Source organism: Streptomyces sp. NPDC026417 (assembly GCF_055567695.1).
The window spans coordinates 329506-344180 of the sequence record NZ_JBVHPY010000005.1 but is presented as its reverse complement, the minus strand read 5'-3'; the positions used below and the strand labels follow the sequence as shown (position 1 = coordinate 344180).

General features: G+C 72.4%; 13 protein-coding genes. 2 read left to right on the top strand and 11 right to left on the bottom strand.

What is annotated here, in order from left to right; translation table 11 throughout:
• Nucleotides 1-209: 209 nt before the first annotated feature.
• The 9 genes from gatB to ACZ4NT_RS11070 form a co-directional block, all read right to left on the bottom strand.
• Nucleotides 210-1724: an Asp-tRNA(Asn)/Glu-tRNA(Gln) amidotransferase subunit GatB gene (gene gatB, locus ACZ4NT_RS11110; protein WP_121406113.1), complete on the bottom strand. Its 1515-nt coding sequence runs from the start codon at nt 1722-1724 to the stop codon at nt 210-212.
• Between the two features lie 16 nt (nt 1725-1740).
• Nucleotides 1741-1983: a hypothetical protein gene (locus ACZ4NT_RS11105; protein ID WP_121406112.1), complete on the bottom strand. Its 243-nt coding sequence runs from the start codon at nt 1981-1983 to the stop codon at nt 1741-1743.
• Nucleotides 1980-3485 (bottom strand): Asp-tRNA(Asn)/Glu-tRNA(Gln) amidotransferase subunit GatA, encoded by a 1506-nt coding sequence (gene gatA, locus ACZ4NT_RS11100; RefSeq protein WP_121406111.1) that lies wholly within the window; start codon nt 3483-3485, stop codon nt 1980-1982. Before gatA ends, ACZ4NT_RS11105 begins: the two co-directional genes overlap by 4 nt.
• Nucleotides 3486-3490: 5 nt before the next feature.
• Complete coding sequence (gene gatC, locus ACZ4NT_RS11095; protein ID WP_037622623.1) at nt 3491-3787, bottom strand: Asp-tRNA(Asn)/Glu-tRNA(Gln) amidotransferase subunit GatC; 297 nt, start codon at nt 3785-3787, stop codon at nt 3491-3493.
• Between the two features lie 254 nt (nt 3788-4041).
• Nucleotides 4042-6285 (bottom strand): bifunctional diguanylate cyclase/phosphodiesterase, encoded by a 2244-nt coding sequence (locus ACZ4NT_RS11090; RefSeq protein WP_121406110.1) that lies wholly within the window; start codon nt 6283-6285, stop codon nt 4042-4044.
• A gap of 260 nt (nt 6286-6545) precedes the next feature.
• Nucleotides 6546-8750, bottom strand: a complete 2205-nt coding sequence (gene ligA, locus ACZ4NT_RS11085; RefSeq protein ID WP_121406109.1) for an NAD-dependent DNA ligase LigA — start codon at nt 8748-8750, stop codon at nt 6546-6548.
• Nucleotides 8751-8765: 15 nt separating this feature from the next.
• The gene (locus ACZ4NT_RS11080) at nt 8766-9773 is read right to left on the bottom strand and encodes a methionine synthase (RefSeq protein ID WP_467724780.1); all 1008 of its coding nucleotides are present in this window, start codon (nt 9771-9773) and stop codon (nt 8766-8768) included.
• Between the two features lie 31 nt (nt 9774-9804).
• The gene (locus tag ACZ4NT_RS11075) at nt 9805-10503 is read right to left on the bottom strand and encodes an SDR family oxidoreductase (protein ID WP_121406107.1); all 699 of its coding nucleotides are present in this window, start codon (nt 10501-10503) and stop codon (nt 9805-9807) included.
• A gap of 7 nt (nt 10504-10510) precedes the next feature.
• Nucleotides 10511-11050 carry an LOG family protein gene (locus ACZ4NT_RS11070; RefSeq protein ID WP_467724778.1) on the bottom strand — a complete coding sequence of 180 codons (540 nt, stop codon included), beginning with the start codon at nt 11048-11050 and terminating at the stop codon, nt 10511-10513.
• 52 nt (nt 11051-11102) lie between these two features.
• On the opposite strand from ACZ4NT_RS11070, the gene ACZ4NT_RS11065 reads away from it, so the two are divergent.
• Nucleotides 11103-11426 carry a DUF427 domain-containing protein gene (locus tag ACZ4NT_RS11065; protein WP_121406105.1) on the top strand — a complete coding sequence of 108 codons (324 nt, stop codon included), beginning with the start codon at nt 11103-11105 and terminating at the stop codon, nt 11424-11426.
• A gap of 111 nt (nt 11427-11537) precedes the next feature.
• Here ACZ4NT_RS11065 and mnmA read toward each other — a convergent pair whose 3' ends face one another.
• Nucleotides 11538-12665, bottom strand: a complete 1128-nt coding sequence (mnmA, locus tag ACZ4NT_RS11060) for a tRNA 2-thiouridine(34) synthase MnmA (RefSeq protein WP_467724776.1) — start codon at nt 12663-12665, stop codon at nt 11538-11540.
• 60 nt (nt 12666-12725) lie between these two features.
• Between mnmA and ACZ4NT_RS11055 the strand changes: the two genes are divergently transcribed.
• Complete coding sequence (locus tag ACZ4NT_RS11055; protein ID WP_121406103.1) at nt 12726-13406, top strand: peptidoglycan recognition protein family protein; 681 nt, start codon at nt 12726-12728, stop codon at nt 13404-13406.
• Between the two features lie 77 nt (nt 13407-13483).
• Here the strand turns inward: ACZ4NT_RS11055 and ACZ4NT_RS11050 are convergent, their stop codons facing one another.
• Complete coding sequence (locus ACZ4NT_RS11050; protein WP_121406102.1) at nt 13484-14653, bottom strand: cysteine desulfurase family protein; 1170 nt, start codon at nt 14651-14653, stop codon at nt 13484-13486.
• Nucleotides 14654-14675: the final 22 nt, after the last annotated feature.

The following is a 14675-nucleotide window of genomic DNA, read 5'->3' as shown; positions in this document are numbered from 1 at the left end:
ACAACCCGCAAAGAACGTATGAGCAATGCCCACACACTCTTACAGCCGGAAATGATCGTTTGTCCCATTCGTGGGCTTACTCACAGCACTGCGAGGCAGCTCACAGGACAGGTGCGGGGACTTGGTCGCTCCGCGTGACACCCCCGGAACGCACCGAGGGGGATGCATCGGTTGCGATGCATCCCCCTCGGTTTTCGGAGAGCGGCGGATCAGCTCTCGCCGGCGCCCAGCTTCTCCAGGATCAGCTCCTTGACGCGGGCCGCGTCGGCCTGCCCCCGGGTGGCCTTCATGACCGCGCCGACGAGCGCGCCCACGGCCTGGACCTTGCCGCCGCGGATCTTGTCGGCGATCCCCGGGTTCCCGGCGATGGCCTCCTCGACGGCCGTGGTCAGCGCGCCCTCGTCCGAGACGACCTTCAGCCCGCGCTTCTCGACGACCTCGTCCGGCGTGCCCTCGCCGGCGAGGACGCCCTCGATGACCTGCCGGGCCAGCTTGTCGTTCAGGTCGCCGGCGGCGACGAGCTGCGCCACCCGGGCGACCTGCGCCGGGGTGATCGGGAGGTCCTCCAGGGGCCGGCCCGACTCGTTGGCACTGCGGGCCAGTTCACCCATCCACCACTTGCGGGCGGAGGCGGCGTCGGCACCGGCCTCGATCGTGGCGACGATCGGGTCGATGGCCCCGGCGTTGAGGATCGACTGCATGTCGTGGGCGTTCACGCCCCACTCCTCGCGCAGCCGGTTGCGGCGGGCCAGCGGCTGCTCGGGCAGCCCGGCGCGCAGCTCCTCGACCCAGTCGCGGGACGGGGCGACGGGGACGAGGTCGGGCTCCGGGAAGTACCGGTAGTCCTCGGCCTCCTCCTTCACCCGGCCCGAGGTCGTGGACCCCGTGTCCTCGTGGAAGTGGCGGGTCTCCTGGATGATCGTGCCGCCGGACGAGAGCACGGCGGCGTGGCGCTGGATCTCGAAGCGGGCCGCACGCTCCACGGAGCGCAGGGAGTTGACGTTCTTCGTCTCCGAGCGGGTGCCGAACTTCTCCTGGCCGTGCGGGCGCAGCGACAGGTTCACGTCGCAGCGCATCTGGCCCATCTCCATGCGGGCCTCGGAGACGCCGAGTGCCTTGATGAGCTCGCGCAGCTCGGCGACGTACGCCTTGGCGACCTCGGGGGCGCGCTCGCCCGCGCCCTCGATCGGCTTGGTGACGATCTCGATGAGCGGGATGCCCGCGCGGTTGTAGTCGAGCAGCGAGTGCGAGGCACCGTGGATGCGGCCCGTGGCACCGCCCACGTGGGTGGACTTGCCGGTGTCCTCCTCCATGTGGGCGCGCTCGATCTCCACGCGGAAGACCTCGCCGTCCTCCAGCTGGACGTCCAGGTAGCCGTTGAAGGCGATCGGCTCGTCGTACTGGGAGGTCTGGAAGTTCTTCGGCATGTCCGGATAGAAGTAGTTCTTCCGGGCGAAGCGGCACCACTCGGCGATCTCGCAGTGCAGCGCGAGACCGATCTTGATGGCGGACTCGACGCCGGTCGCGTTGACGACGGGCAGCGCGCCGGGCATGCCGAGGCAGGTCGGGCACGTCTGCGAGTTGGGCTCGGCGCCCAGCTCGGTCGAACACCCGCAGAACATCTTCGTCTTGGTGCCGAGTTCGACATGGACTTCGAGGCCCATGACGGGGTCGTAGGACGCCAGCGCGTCCTCGTACGACACCAGGTCGGTCGTGGTGGTCACGGTGAAAACTTCCCTCTCAGCCCAGCAGGACGTCGTCGTCGCCCAGGCGCTTGAGCTCCCGGTAGAGGATGGCGAGGCCGGTGACGATGGCGGCGGCGGACACGGCGGCGTCGATCAGGCGCAGCGTGTCGTTGTCGGTGCGGGCCAGCTTGGCCTGCTTGGCGACGCTGAGCGCGCCGAAAGCGGTCGTGGCCATGGACAGGTACAGGCCGGACTTGGACTTCTTGAAGCCTTTGGCCTTCGACAGGGTCTTGCTCACAGCGACGGAGCCTCCTCGATCAGCGGGTGACCCCACCTTTCCACGAAGGCGGCCTCCACGGCTGCGCCGACCTTGTACAGCCTGTCGTCCTTCATCGCCGGAGCGATGATCTGCAGCCCGACCGGGAGGTTGTCCTCCGGCGCGAGGCCGCAGGGCAGCGACATGGCCGCGTTGCCCGCCAGGTTGGTCGGGATGGTGCACAGGTCCGCGAGGTACATCGCCATCGGGTCGTCGGCGCGCTCGCCGATCGGGAAGGCGGTGGTGGGCGTGGTCGGCGAGACGATCACGTCGACCTGCTCGAAGGCCTTCTCGAAGTCGCGCGTGATGAGCGTGCGGACCTTCTGGGCGCTGCCGTAGTAGGCGTCGTAGTAGCCGCTGGACAGGGCGTACGTGCCGAGCATGATGCGGCGCTTGACCTCGTCGCCGAAGCCCGCCTCACGGGTGATGGCGGTGACGTCCTCCGCCGAACGGGTGCCGTCGTCGCCCACGCGCCGGCCGTAGCGCAGGCCGTCGAAGCGCGCGAGGTTCGAGGAGCACTCGGAGGGGGCGATCAGGTAGTACGCCGACAGGGCGAGGTCGAAGGACGGGCAGTCCAGCTCGACGATCTCGGCGCCGAGCTCCTTCAGGAGGGCGACCGACTCGTTGAACCGCTGGACGACACCGGCCTGGTAGCCCTCGCCGGCGAACTGCTTGACGACGCCGACGCGCATGCCGGCGACGCTGCCGTTGCGGGCTGCCTCGACGACCGGCGGGACCGGGGCGTCGATGGAGGTGGAGTCGAGCGGGTCGTGCCCGGCGATGACCTCGTGCAGCAGGGCCGCGTCCAGGACCGTGCGGGCACAGGGGCCGCCCTGGTCGAGGGAGCTGGAGAAGGCGACCATGCCGTAGCGGGACACCCCGCCGTAGGTGGGCTTGACGCCGACCGTGCCGGTGACGGCGGCGGGCTGGCGGATCGAGCCGCCGGTGTCCGTGCCGATGGCGAGCGGGGCCTCGAAGGACGCGAGCGCGGCGGAGGAGCCGCCTCCCGAGCCGCCGGGGATGCGCGAGAGGTCCCACGGGTTGCCGGTGGGACCGTACGCGCTGTTCTCCGTGGAGGACCCCATGGCGAACTCGTCCATGTTGGTCTTGCCGAGGATGACGACGTCGGCGTCCTTCAGCCGCTTGGTGACGGTCGCGTCGTACGGCGGGATCCAGCCTTCGAGGATCTTGGAACCGACCGTGGTCGGGACGCCCTCGGTGGTGAAGATGTCCTTGAGCGCGAGGGGCACGCCGGCGAGGGGGCCGAGCTTCTCGCCCCGCTCGCGCTTGGCGTCGACGGCGCGGGCCTGGGCCAGCGCACCCTCGCGGTCGACGTGCAGGAAGGCGTGCACCTTCTCGTCGACCGCGCCGATGCGGGCGAGGTGGGCCTCGGTGACCTCGACGGCGGTGAGCTCGCCGGCGGCGATCTTCTGGGCGATCTCGGCCGCGGTGAGCTTGATGATGTTGACGTTGGTGTCCGTCATGGTGATTAGTCCTCCCCCAAGATCTGCGGCACCTTGAAACGCTGCTGCTCCTGGGCCGGGGCGCCGGAGAGCGCCTGCTCGGGGGTGAGCGACGGACGGACCTCGTCCACGCGCATGACGTTCGTCAGCGGCAGCGGGTGAGAGGTCGGCGGTACGTCTTGGTCGGCGACCTCGCTGACGCGGGCGACCGCGCCGATGATGTCGTCGAGCTGGCCGGCGAAGTGGTCGAGCTCTTCGCCCTTCAGCTCCAGACGCGCCAGCCGTGCGAGGTGGGCGACCTCCTCGCGCGTGATGCCAGGCATGCAGCGATCCTCTGGGGTGAGTGAGTGTGGTTTGGCCCAATCCTATGGGGCCGGACGCCATGCCTGCGCCCGGGTTTCCCCGGGCCCCACCCACGGAAGCAGCCCGGCCTCCCGGAAACCGGCCACGGACGCGAGGACGCCGACGGCTGACGGCCCCCACAGGAGGGCCCGACCTCTCGGGAGACGGGCGGAGCGCCGGCGGGCGCACACCCGGCCGAAGGCCGGCAGGGCCCCCGGCCCTGCAGGAGACGGGGCTACTCCGCCGCGGGCAACGCGGCCCGAGGCCGCTGCCACCCCCGCACCCCCCGGGCGAGCAGCCACGCCGTGGCCTCCTCCGGCGGCATCGCCGCGGCGACCAGCCACCCCTGCACGGCGTCGCAGCCGAGGTCCCGCAGCCGCTCCCACGTCTCGTCGTCCTCGACCCCCTCCGCGACGACGAGCAGCCCGAGCGAATGCGCGAGGTCGACGGTGCACCGCACGATCTCCGCGTCCTCGTTGTCGACGGCCAGCCGCGCCACGAAGGACCGGTCGATCTTCAGTTCGCTGACCGGCAGCCGCCGCAGGTGCACGAGCGAGGAGTACCCGGTGCCGAAGTCGTCGAGCGACATCTTCACGCCGTGCCCGGTCAGCGCGGCCAGGGTGTCGGCGGCACGCTGCGGGTCCTCCAGCAGCACGTGCTCCGTGATCTCCAGCTGGAGTGCTCCGGCCGGCACCCCGTGCCGGGCGAGCCGGGCGGCGACCGAACCGGCGAAGCCGGGCGTGTGGACGTCGCGCGGCGAGACGTTGACCGCGACCGGCACGTGCAGGCCCTGGGCCCGCCACCGCGCGACCTGCGCGAGCGCCGTCTCCAGGACGTACTCCGTGAGGTGCGGCATCAGTCCGGACGACTCGGCGATCGCGATGAACTCGTCCGGCGGCACCTTCCCGCGCTCGGGATGCACCCAGCGGACCAGTGCCTCAAGACCGGCCACCTGCCCGTCGAAGCGGACCTTGGGCTGGTAGTGCAGTTCGACGTCACCGGCGTCGAGGGCCCGGCGCAGATCGCCCAGCAGGCCGAGGCGGTCAGGGGTGTTGGAGTCCCGCTTGGACTCGTACACCTCCACCCCCGTACGGTCCCGCTTCGCCTGGTACATCGCGACATCCGCGCGGCGCAGCAGCCCCTCCGCGTCGAGCGCGTGGTCGGGGAAGACGGCGAGCCCGGCGCTCGCCTCCAGGACGAGGGTGAGGCCGTCGAGGTCGAGCGGCGAGCCGAGGGCGGCGACGAGGGAGCGGGCGACCCGCGTGGCGGAGGTCGTGGAGTCCGCCACCGGCAGTAAGACGGCGAACTCGTCGCCGCCGAGCCGCGCGGCCTCCGCCCCGCGCGGCAGGGCCAGCCGCAGCCGGTCGGCTATCTGCAGCAGCAGCCGGTCCCCGGCGAGATGGCCGAGCGTGTCGTTGACCGAACGGAAGCGGTCGAGGTCGATCAGCATCAGGGCGGCGCGGGCGCCGATCCGCTCGGCGTCGTCCAGGGCCGTCCAGGTCCGTTCGAGCAGCCACTGCCGGTTGGGCAGTCCGGTCAGCGGGTCGCGCAGCTGCTCCTCGGCCCGGGCGCGGGCTATCCACAGGGTGGAGTCGAGCGCGATGAGCGGGATCGAGAACAGCGGCAGCAGCAGCGGGAGTGCCTGGGCCACCACGCAGATGAGGGGCGCGATGCCGAGCAGCGCGACGGCGACGAGGCCCTGCCTGGCCAGGGCGGTGCGGGCGACGGTCGGCAGCCCGCCGGTGCGCGGGGCGTGCAGGTACCAGAGCAGGCCGCGGGTGACGGCGAGATAGCCGGCGGCGACGAGGACCACCTGGGGTGCCGCGTAGACCGTCCAGGTCTGCGGGTCCCAGGGCGTCTCGACGGACGGGACCCTCCCGAAGACGGCGAGCACCAGTGCCCCGGCCCCGATCCCGAGGATGTCGACCGCGCCGTGCAGGACGCCCTGGCGCCACCGGTTGCGGCGGGCGACGCCGACCAGGACGACCACGGTGAGGCTGACCATGCCGGCGGGCACCCAGCCGTACAGCAGCAGGACCGCGAGGGTGAGGGCGGCGCCCGATCCCGTGCCGCCCCACCAGCGGGAGCGGCCGAGGGCGACCAGATGGCCGACGATGACGCCGGTCAGCACGGCGAGCGACCAGCCGGCGGTGCCGGACGGGAAGAGCGCGTGGTGCCCGCTGAACGCCCGGTAGAAGCCGGCGCCGAGGACGAAGGCGGCGGCCGCGACGACTCCGGCGGGCAGGGACGGCCACGTCAGGTGCGGCCGCTCGGGCTCGTGTCCCGCCGGTCCGGCGGGACGCGCGGTGGTGGGCCCGAAGGGGCCCGGAGAGCGTCCGACGGTGAGCTGTGCGCCACCGCGGGCGGGCACGCCCGCACCCGCCGACGGCCGACCCGTCCGGAGTCCGGCCAGCCATGCGCCCGATATCCGGTGCAGGCGCAGCCGGGAGCCCGGAGCGGCGCTCTCGGTCGGTTCCATTCCCGTCCCTCTCACAGCCGGCGGTGCCCACGCCACGCGGTCCGATGCCGGCGAACGATCAGCGGCACCGCGTGTGACAACCCTTCCCCGGGCCCGCGAGGAGCAAGGGGATGCGCCCGGCCGCGGCCGGGCGCGGCAGACGCACTTCTCAACAGTAGGCCGCGGAAGGCTTCCACGGGCAGCGGTCGCGGACGGTTGCCCGAATGCGACCCGGCCACCCGTATGCATCTGATATGCGCCGAACGGGTGGCCTTCAACCGCTACTCCTCGGTCGGAAGTGCAACTTCCGCGGCGGCTTCCGGCCCTTGTGCGAGCAGGACCGCGAAACCTTCCTCGTTCAGAACCGGAACCTTCAGCTGCATCGCCTTGTCGTATTTCGATCCGGGGTTGTCACCCACGACGACGAAGGACGTCTTCTTCGAGACGGAACCGGTCACTTTGGCGCCGCGGCTCTGCAGGGCCTCCTTCGCGCCGTCCCGAGTGTGGTGTTCGAGGGTGCCGGTGACGACGACCACGAGGCCATGGAGGGGACGCGGCCCCTCGTCCTCGCCGGAGCCCTCCTCCTCCATGCGCACCCCGGCGGCACGCCACTTGCGGAGGATCTCCTGGTGCCAGTCCACCGCGAACCACTGCTTCAGCGAGGCCGCGATGATCCCGCCCACGCCGTCGGTGTCGGCGAGCTCCTCCTCGGTGGCCTGCTGGATGCGGTCGATCGAGCGGAACTCGCGGGCCAGCGCCTCGGCCGCGACCGGTCCCACATGACGGATCGACAGCCCGGTCAGCACCCGGGCGAGCGGGCGCTCCTTGGCCGCCGCGATGTTCTCCAGCATGGCGAGGGCGTTCTTCTTCGGTTCGCCCTGCTGGTTGGCGAAGACGGTGGCGATCTTCTCCTCGCCCGTCTTCGGGTCGCGCTTGGGCAGGCCGCTGTCCTGGTCGAGGACGTACGCCTTGATGGGCAGCAACTGCTCGATGGTCAGGTCGAAGAGGTCCCCCTCGTCCACGAGCGGCGGATCGGCGGGCTCCAGCGGCTTGGTGAGGGCCGCCGCGGCGACGTACCCGAAGTTCTCGATGTCCAGGCTCTTGCGGCCGGCGAGGTAGAACAGCCGCTCGCGCAACTGGGCCGGGCAGGTGCGGCCGTTCGGACAGCGGAGGTCGATGTCGCCCTCCTTGGCGGGCGCCAGCGGGGTGCCGCACTCGGGGCACTCGGCGGGCATCACGAACTCCCGCTCGCTGCCGTCCCGCAGGTCGGCGACCGGCCCGAGGATCTCCGGGATGACGTCACCGGCCTTGCGCAGCACCACCGTGTCCCCGATGAGGACGCCCTTGGCCTTCACCACGTCCTGGTTGTGCAGGGTCGCGAACTCGACCTCGGACCCGGCCACCGTCACCGGCTCGACCTGCGCGTACGGCGTGACGCGGCCCGTACGGCCGACGCCGACCCGGATGTTGATCAGCTTGGTGTTGACCTCCTCCGGCGCGTACTTCCAGGCGATGGCCCAGCGCGGGGCGCGCGAGGTGGAGCCGAGGCGGCCCTGGAGCGGGATCTCGTCGAGCTTGACCACCACGCCGTCGATCTCGTGCTCCACGGAGTGGCGGTTCTCGCCGAAGTCCGCGATGAACTTCCGGACGGCGTCGAGGTCGTCGACCACCTTGTTGTGCCGGGCGGTGGGCAGGCCCCACTCGCGCAGCAGGCCGTACGCCTGCGAGAGGCGGTCGATGTCGAAGCCCTGCCGCGCGCCGATGCCGTGGACCACCATGTGCAGCGGGCGGGTGGCGGTGACGCGCGGGTCCTTCTGGCGCAGTGAACCCGCCGCCGCGTTGCGCGGGTTGGCGAAGGGCTTGTCGCCGCCCTCCACCAGGCGGGCGTTGAGCTCCTCGAACTTCTCCATCGGGAAGTAGACCTCGCCGCGGATCTCCACGAGGTCCGGGATGCGCTCGCCCCTGAGGCGGTCGGGGATCTCGGCGATCGTGCGGACGTTGGGCGTGATGTCCTCGCCGGTGCGTCCGTCGCCGCGGGTGGCCGCGCGGGTGAGACGGCCGTGCTCGTACGTCAGGTTGACCGCGAGGCCGTCGACCTTGAGCTCGCACAGGAAGTGGTAGCCCGGAGTGCCGACGTCCTTGGCGACGCGGTCGGCCCAGGCGGCGAGCTCCAGGTCGTCGAAGGCGTTGTCCAGGGAGAGCATGCGCTCCCGGTGCTGGACCGCGGTGAACTCGGTCTCGTAGGCGCCCGCGACCTTCTGGGTCGGGGAGTCGGGGGTGCGCAGCTGCGGGTACTCGTCCTCCAGCGCTTCGAGGGAGCGCAGCAGCTTGTCGAACTCCGCGTCGCTGACGACGGGAGCGTCCTTCACGTAGTACCGGAAGCGGTGCTCCTCGATCTGCTCGGCGAGCTGCGCGTGCTTCTCCCGTGCCTCGGCGGGCAAGGGGTGCGCGGTCGAGGCGGTCTGTGCGTCCTGGTCGCCGGCCACCGTGTCGTCCTCCCGTTACTCAGGGTTGTCCGCGAGGGATCTCGCCGCCCGGGCGCAGTGGGCGAGTGCCGCGCGGGCGTAGTCGGGGGAGGCCCCCGCGAGCCCGCACGACGGAGTGAGCGTGAGCGTCTCCGCGAGAAGCCCCGGATTCAGCCCCAGCCTGCGCCACAGCGTCCTGACACCCATGACGCTACCGGCAGGGTCCGACAATGGGGCGTCCGTGCCCGGCACGACACCGGCGAAGAGCCGGGTGCCTCCCTCCACGGCCTCCCCGATCGCGTCGTCGTCACGCTCGGTGAGGAGGGAGAAGTCGAAGGAGACCGCCGCCGCGCCGGCCCGGCGCAGCAGCGCGAACGGCACGTCGGGCGCGCACGAGTGGACGACGACCGGCCCCGCGTCGTGCACGCCGACGACGTCCCGCAGCGTGGACTCGACGACCTGCCGGTCGACGGCCCGGTGGGTCCGGTACCCGCTGGCGCTCTTCACTCGGCCGCGCAGCACGGCGACGAGGGAGGGCTCGTCGAGCTGGAGGACCACGTCGGCCCCCGGCACCCGCCGTCGCACCTCGGCGAGGTGCGTGCGCAGCCCCTCCGCGAGCGATCCGGCGAGGTCGTGGCACGCGCCCGGGTCGGAGAGCGCCACTTCGCCGTTGCGCAGTTCCAGCGCGGCGGCCAGCGTCCAGGGCCCGACGGCCTGCACCTTGAGCGGCCCCCGGTATCCCTGGGTGAACTCCTCGAAGGCGTCCAGGTCCTCGCCGAGCCAGGACCTGGCCCGCCTGGTGTCCCGTCCGGGCCGGTCGCCGAGGCGCCAGCCGCTGGGCTCCACGCGCGCGTACAGCTCGACGAGCATCCCGGCCGTCCGCCCGATCATGTCGGCCCCGGGGCCGCGCGCGGGCAGTTCGGGCAGATGGGGGAAGTCCTCGAAGGATCCGACGACGGTCTTGGCGGCCTCCCGGGCGTCGCCGCCCGGCATGGATCCGACGCCGGTCGCCGGCCCGAACCCGAACACGCTGTTTTCGCTCACCCCGGCAGCCTACGGAATCCCTCCGCCGAGGTCAGCGGCCCGGTCGGACCGTCAGGTCGTTCACCTCGGCGTCGCGCGGCAGGTCGAGGGCCATGACGATCGTCGTGGCGACCGACTCCGGGTCGATCCAGCGGGAGGCGTCGTACGGCTTGCCCTCCTGCTGGTGGACCTTGGCCTGCATGGGGCTGGCGGTGCGGCCCGGGTAGACCGAGGTGACGCGGACCCCGTGGTGGTGCTCCTCGTGCCGCAGGGAGTCCGCCAGCGCCTTCAGTCCGTGCTTGGAGGCGGCGTACGCGGACCAGTCGGCGTGGGCACTGAGTCCGGCACCGGAGTTGACGAACACCACGTGCCCCTGGGCGAGGCGGAGTTGGGGAAGGAAGTGGCGGGTCAGCTCGGCGGGTGCGATCAGGTTCACGTTGAGCTGGTGGCGCCAGGACTTGGGGGTGAGTTCGCCGACGGGGCCGAGGTCGACGACGCCGGCGATGTGCAGGAGCGAGTCGATCCGGTCGGGCAGCGACTGGTGGGAGAAGGCCCAGGAGAGCTTGTCCGGGTCCGCGAGGTCGCCGACCAGGGTGCGCGACCCGGGGTACTCCCCCGCCAGTTCCTTCGCGCGGCCCGCGTCGCGCGCGTGCAGGACGAGTTCGTCCCCGCGCGCGTGGAGGCGGCGCGCCACGGCCGCGCCGATGCCGGAACCCGCCCCGGTGATCACATGTGTAGCCATGCCCGCCATGCTCGCATCACTGCGTGCCCCGGCTCTCCTCGAGGTACGCCAGCGCGCCGACCGGCTCCTCGGCGAAGAAGACCAGGTCCGTGAGGGGCCGGGGCAGGAACCCCTCGTCGTCCATGCGCCGGAACTGCTCCTTCAGGCCGTCGTAGAAGCCGGCGGTGTTGAGCACCACGACCGGCATCTCGGTCATGCCGTGCTTCTTCATCTCCAGGATCTCGGTCGCCTCGTCGAGCGTCCCCGTGCCGCCGACCATGACGACCACGGCTTCCGCCTTCCTCAGGAGGAGCGCCTTGCGTTCGGCGAGGTCGCGCGCGACGACCATCTCGTCGGCGCCCTCGCGCGCCTTGGCCGCCAGGAAGCCGACCGAGACGCCGAGCAGCCGCCCGCCCGCCTCCTGCACGCCGTCGGCGACCACCTTCATCAGACCGACGTCGGAGCCGCCCCACACCAGGGTGTGACCGCCCTTGCCGAGCAGCTCGGCGAACTCGCGCGCGGGGCGGGTGTAGCGGTCGTCGAGGTCGGCGGCGGAGAGGAACACACAGATATTCATGCGCCCACCGTACGAGGGGGAAGAACCGCGGTCCCGCCGGTGCTGTCCAGGTATGGCTGATGGACACACGATCACGATCGAGCAAGGCACCGCACGCGTACGCGTGGTGCACGGCGGCCGGGTCCTGGCGGAGACCGAGCGGCCTCTGCTGCTGCGCGAGACGGGCTGTCCCGTGCGCTACTACCTGCCGCCGGAGGACGTCCGCCTCGACCTGCTGACGCCCTCGGAGACGCACACCTACTGCCCCTTCAAGGGCACGGCCTCCTACTGGTCCCTGCCGGAGGCGCCCGACCTGGTGTGGGCCTACCCCGACCCCAAGCCGGATGTCGCGCAGATCAAGGACCACCTGTGCTTCTACGAGGTGGAGGTCGTCTGACCTGCGGCCGGCGGGACCGACCGCCCGAGGTCGCCCGACCTCCGGCGGAACGGGACCGGCCGCCCGCGGGTCGGTCCGCGGGCGGCCGGCGAGAAGGGGCCGGACGCGTCCCTAGACGGCGGCCTTGGCGCGCGTGGTCGTCGCGATCGTCGCCGATCCGACCACGCGCGTGCCGTCGTACAGGACGAGCGCCTGGCCGGGTGCCACGCCCCGGACCGGCTCGGTGAACGTCACGTCCAGCGTGCCGTCGACCAGCTCGGCGGCCACCTCGGTCTCCCCGCCGTGGGCGCGCAGCTGGGCGGTGTAGGTACCCGGTCCGGACGGCGCGGCGCCGCACCAGCGGGGCTTGATCGCGGTCAGGGCGGTGACGTCCAGGGCCTCGGCGGGGCCGACCGTCACCCTGTTGTCCACCGGCGAGATGTCCAGCACGTAGCGGGGCTTGCCGTCGGGGGCCGGGGTGCCGATGCGCAGCCCCTTGCGCTGGCCGATGGTGAAGCCGTAGGCGCCGTCGTGCGTGCCGAGCCGGGTGCCGGACTCGTCGACGATGTCGCCCTCCGCCCGGCCCAGCCGGCCGGCCAGGAAGCCCTGGGTGTCGCCGTCGGCGATGAAGCAGATGTCGTGCGAGTCGGGCTTCTTGGCGACCGCCAGGCCGCGGCGCTCCGCCTCCGCGCGGATCTCGTCCTTCGTGGTGACCGTGTCGCCGAGCGGGAACAGCGCGTGCGCCAGCTGCCGGTCGTCGAGCACTCCCAGGACGTACGACTGGTCCTTGGCCATGTCGGAGGCGCGGTGCAGCTCGCGGGTGCCGTCCTCGCGGACGATCACCTGGGCGTAGTGGCCGGTGCAGACGGCGTCGAAGCCGAGGGCGAGCGCCTTGTCCAGCAGCGCCGCGAACTTGATCTTCTCGTTGCAGCGCAGGCACGGGTTCGGGGTGCGGCCCGCCTCGTACTCGGCGACGAAGTCCTCCACCACGTCCTCGCGGAAGCGCTCGGCGAGGTCCCACACGTAGAAGGGGATGCCGATCACGTCCGCCGCGCGGCGGGCGTCGCGGGAGTCCTCGATGGTGCAACAGCCGCGCGCACCGGTCCGGAAGGACTGCGGGTTCGCCGAGAGGGCGAGGTGCACTCCGGTGACGTCGTGCCCGGCCTCCGCGGCGCGGGCGGCGGCGACGGCGGAGTCCACACCGCCGGACATGGCGGCGAGTACGCGGAGGGGGCGGGGGCGCTGCGGGGTCTCAGTCATAGCCCCTCCAGGGTACGGGGCGCCGGGAACCGAAGCCCGCGCGTATCCGTTGAAGATCGCATGGGGGACACGAGCGGCGGGCCCGGCGGGGGCCGCGCGGACGGAGACCGGCACCCGGGGCGCCGGGCCCTGCTCATCGGCGGCACGGCGGCCGCGGTGGGCAGCCTGGCGCTGGCCCGCGACGAGCTGGCGCACCTGTGGTGGCGGCTGCCCGGGGTGGAGAAGCCGCGCGAGGCGGGCGCGGTGGACTTCCCGGGGGCCCGCTGGGTGGCGGCGTCCCCGGCGAACTGGCGGCGCGCGGACCGCCCCGACGACTACGGCATAGACCGGGTGGTCGTCCATGTCACCCAGGGCAGCTTCAAGGACGCGGTGAAGGTCTTCCGGGATCCGGGGCACGGCGCGGCCGCGCACTACATCGTGCGCAGGGACGGGCACGTCACGCAGATGATCCGGGAGCTGGACGTCGCCTTCCACGCGGGCAACCGCGACTACAACGAACGCAGCGTCGGCATCGAGCACGAGGGCTTCGTCGACCGCCCCGCGTCCTTCACCGACGCGATGTACGCCGCCTCGGCGCGGCTCGCGGCCGGGATCTGCACGCGGTACGGGATCCCGGTCGACCGGGAGCACCTCGTCGGGCACGTCGAGGTCCCGGGCACCGACCACACCGACCCGGGTCCGCACTGGGACTGGGACCGGTACATACGGCTGGTGCGGCGGGCCCGCTCGGCGTCGGCCTGACGGCGGCCCCGGCGTGATGCGGACGACACCCCTGGCGGAGCCCCGCCGACCGTGGCCGCTCCACGGCGGGGCACCCGCTAGCTGAGCCCCGCCGACCGCGCCCGCTCCACGGCGGGACCGATCGCGTGGGCCACCGCGGCCACGTCCGCCTCCGTGGAGGTGTGCCCGAGGGAGAAGCGCAGGGTGCCGCGGGCCAGGTCGGGATCGGTGCCGGTGGCCAGGAGGACGTGGCTGGGCTGGGCGACGCCCGCCGTGCACGCGGATCCGGTGGAGCACTCGATGCCCTGGGCGTCGAGCAGCAGCAGCAGGGAGTCGCCCTCGCAGCCCGGGAAGGTGAAGTGCGCGTTGGCCGGCAGCCGGCCGGCGGCCGCGGGGTCGCCGCCGAGCAGCGCGTCCGGCACCGCCTTGCGGACGGCGTCGACCAGGTCGTCGCGCAGTGCGCCGATCTCGCGGGCGAACCACTCCCGCTGTTCGGCGGCCAGCCGCCCGGCGACGGCGAACGAGGCGATCGCGGGCACGTCCAGGGTCCCGGAGCGCACGTGCCGCTCCTGACCACCGCCGTGCAGGACCGGTACGGGGGTGTACTCGCGTCCGAGGAGCAGGGCCCCGATGCCGTACGGCCCGCCGATCTTGTGGCCCGACACCGTCATCGCGGCGAGCCCTGAGGCGCCGAAGTCGACGGGGACCTGACCGAAGGCCTGCACGGCGTCGGCGTGCAGCGGGACGTCGAACTCCGCGGCCACCTCGGCCAGTTCACGGACCGGCAGCACCGTGCCGATCTCGTTGTTGGCCCACATCACGGTGGCGAGGGCGACGTCGTCGGGGTTGCGGGCGATGGCCTCGCGCAGCGCGTCGGGGTGGACGCGTCCGTACGCGTCCACGGGGAGGTACTCGACCGTGGCGCCCTCGTGCTCGCCGAGCCAGTCGACCGCGTCGAGGACGGCATGGTGCTCGACCGGGCTCGCCAGCACGCGGGTGCGGGCGGGGTCGGCGTCGCGTCGGGCCCAGTACAGGCCCTTGACGGCGAGGTTGTCGGCTTCGGTGCCGCCGGAGGTGAAGACCACCTCGCTGGGGCGGGCGCCGAGGGCCTCCGCCAGGGTCTCGCGGGACTCCTCGACCGTTCGCCGGGCGCGGCGGCCCGCGGCGTGCAGGGACGAGGCGTTGCCCGTGACGCCCAGCTGGGCGGTCAGGGCCTCTGCCGCCTCGGGAAGCATCGGCGTGGTCGCGGCGTGGTCGAGGTAAGCCATGGTGGGCCCGATTCTACGGGCC

What these genes read in the sequence shown, in the direction of transcription:
- ACZ4NT_RS11055 (WP_121406103.1), top strand. Translation starts at nt 12,726, where the DNA reads ATGGGGGACACGAGCGGCGGGCCCGGCGGGGGCCGCGCGGACGGAGAC.
- ACZ4NT_RS11070 (WP_467724778.1), bottom strand. Translation starts at nt 11,050, where the DNA reads ATGAATATCTGTGTGTTCCTCTCCGCCGCCGACCTCGACGACCGCTAC.
- ACZ4NT_RS11050 (WP_121406102.1), bottom strand. Translation starts at nt 14,653, where the DNA reads ATGGCTTACCTCGACCACGCCGCGACCACGCCGATGCTTCCCGAGGCG.
- gatA (WP_121406111.1), bottom strand. Translation starts at nt 3,485, where the DNA reads ATGACGGACACCAACGTCAACATCATCAAGCTCACCGCGGCCGAGATC.
- gatC (WP_037622623.1), bottom strand. Translation starts at nt 3,787, where the DNA reads ATGCCTGGCATCACGCGCGAGGAGGTCGCCCACCTCGCACGGCTGGCG.
- ACZ4NT_RS11090 (WP_121406110.1), bottom strand. Translation starts at nt 6,285, where the DNA reads ATGGAACCGACCGAGAGCGCCGCTCCGGGCTCCCGGCTGCGCCTGCAC.
- ACZ4NT_RS11075 (WP_121406107.1), bottom strand. Translation starts at nt 10,503, where the DNA reads ATGGCGGGCATGGCTACACATGTGATCACCGGGGCGGGTTCCGGCATC.
- mnmA (WP_467724776.1), bottom strand. Translation starts at nt 12,665, where the DNA reads ATGACTGAGACCCCGCAGCGCCCCCGCCCCCTCCGCGTACTCGCCGCC.
- ACZ4NT_RS11065 (WP_121406105.1), top strand. Translation starts at nt 11,103, where the DNA reads ATGGCTGATGGACACACGATCACGATCGAGCAAGGCACCGCACGCGTA.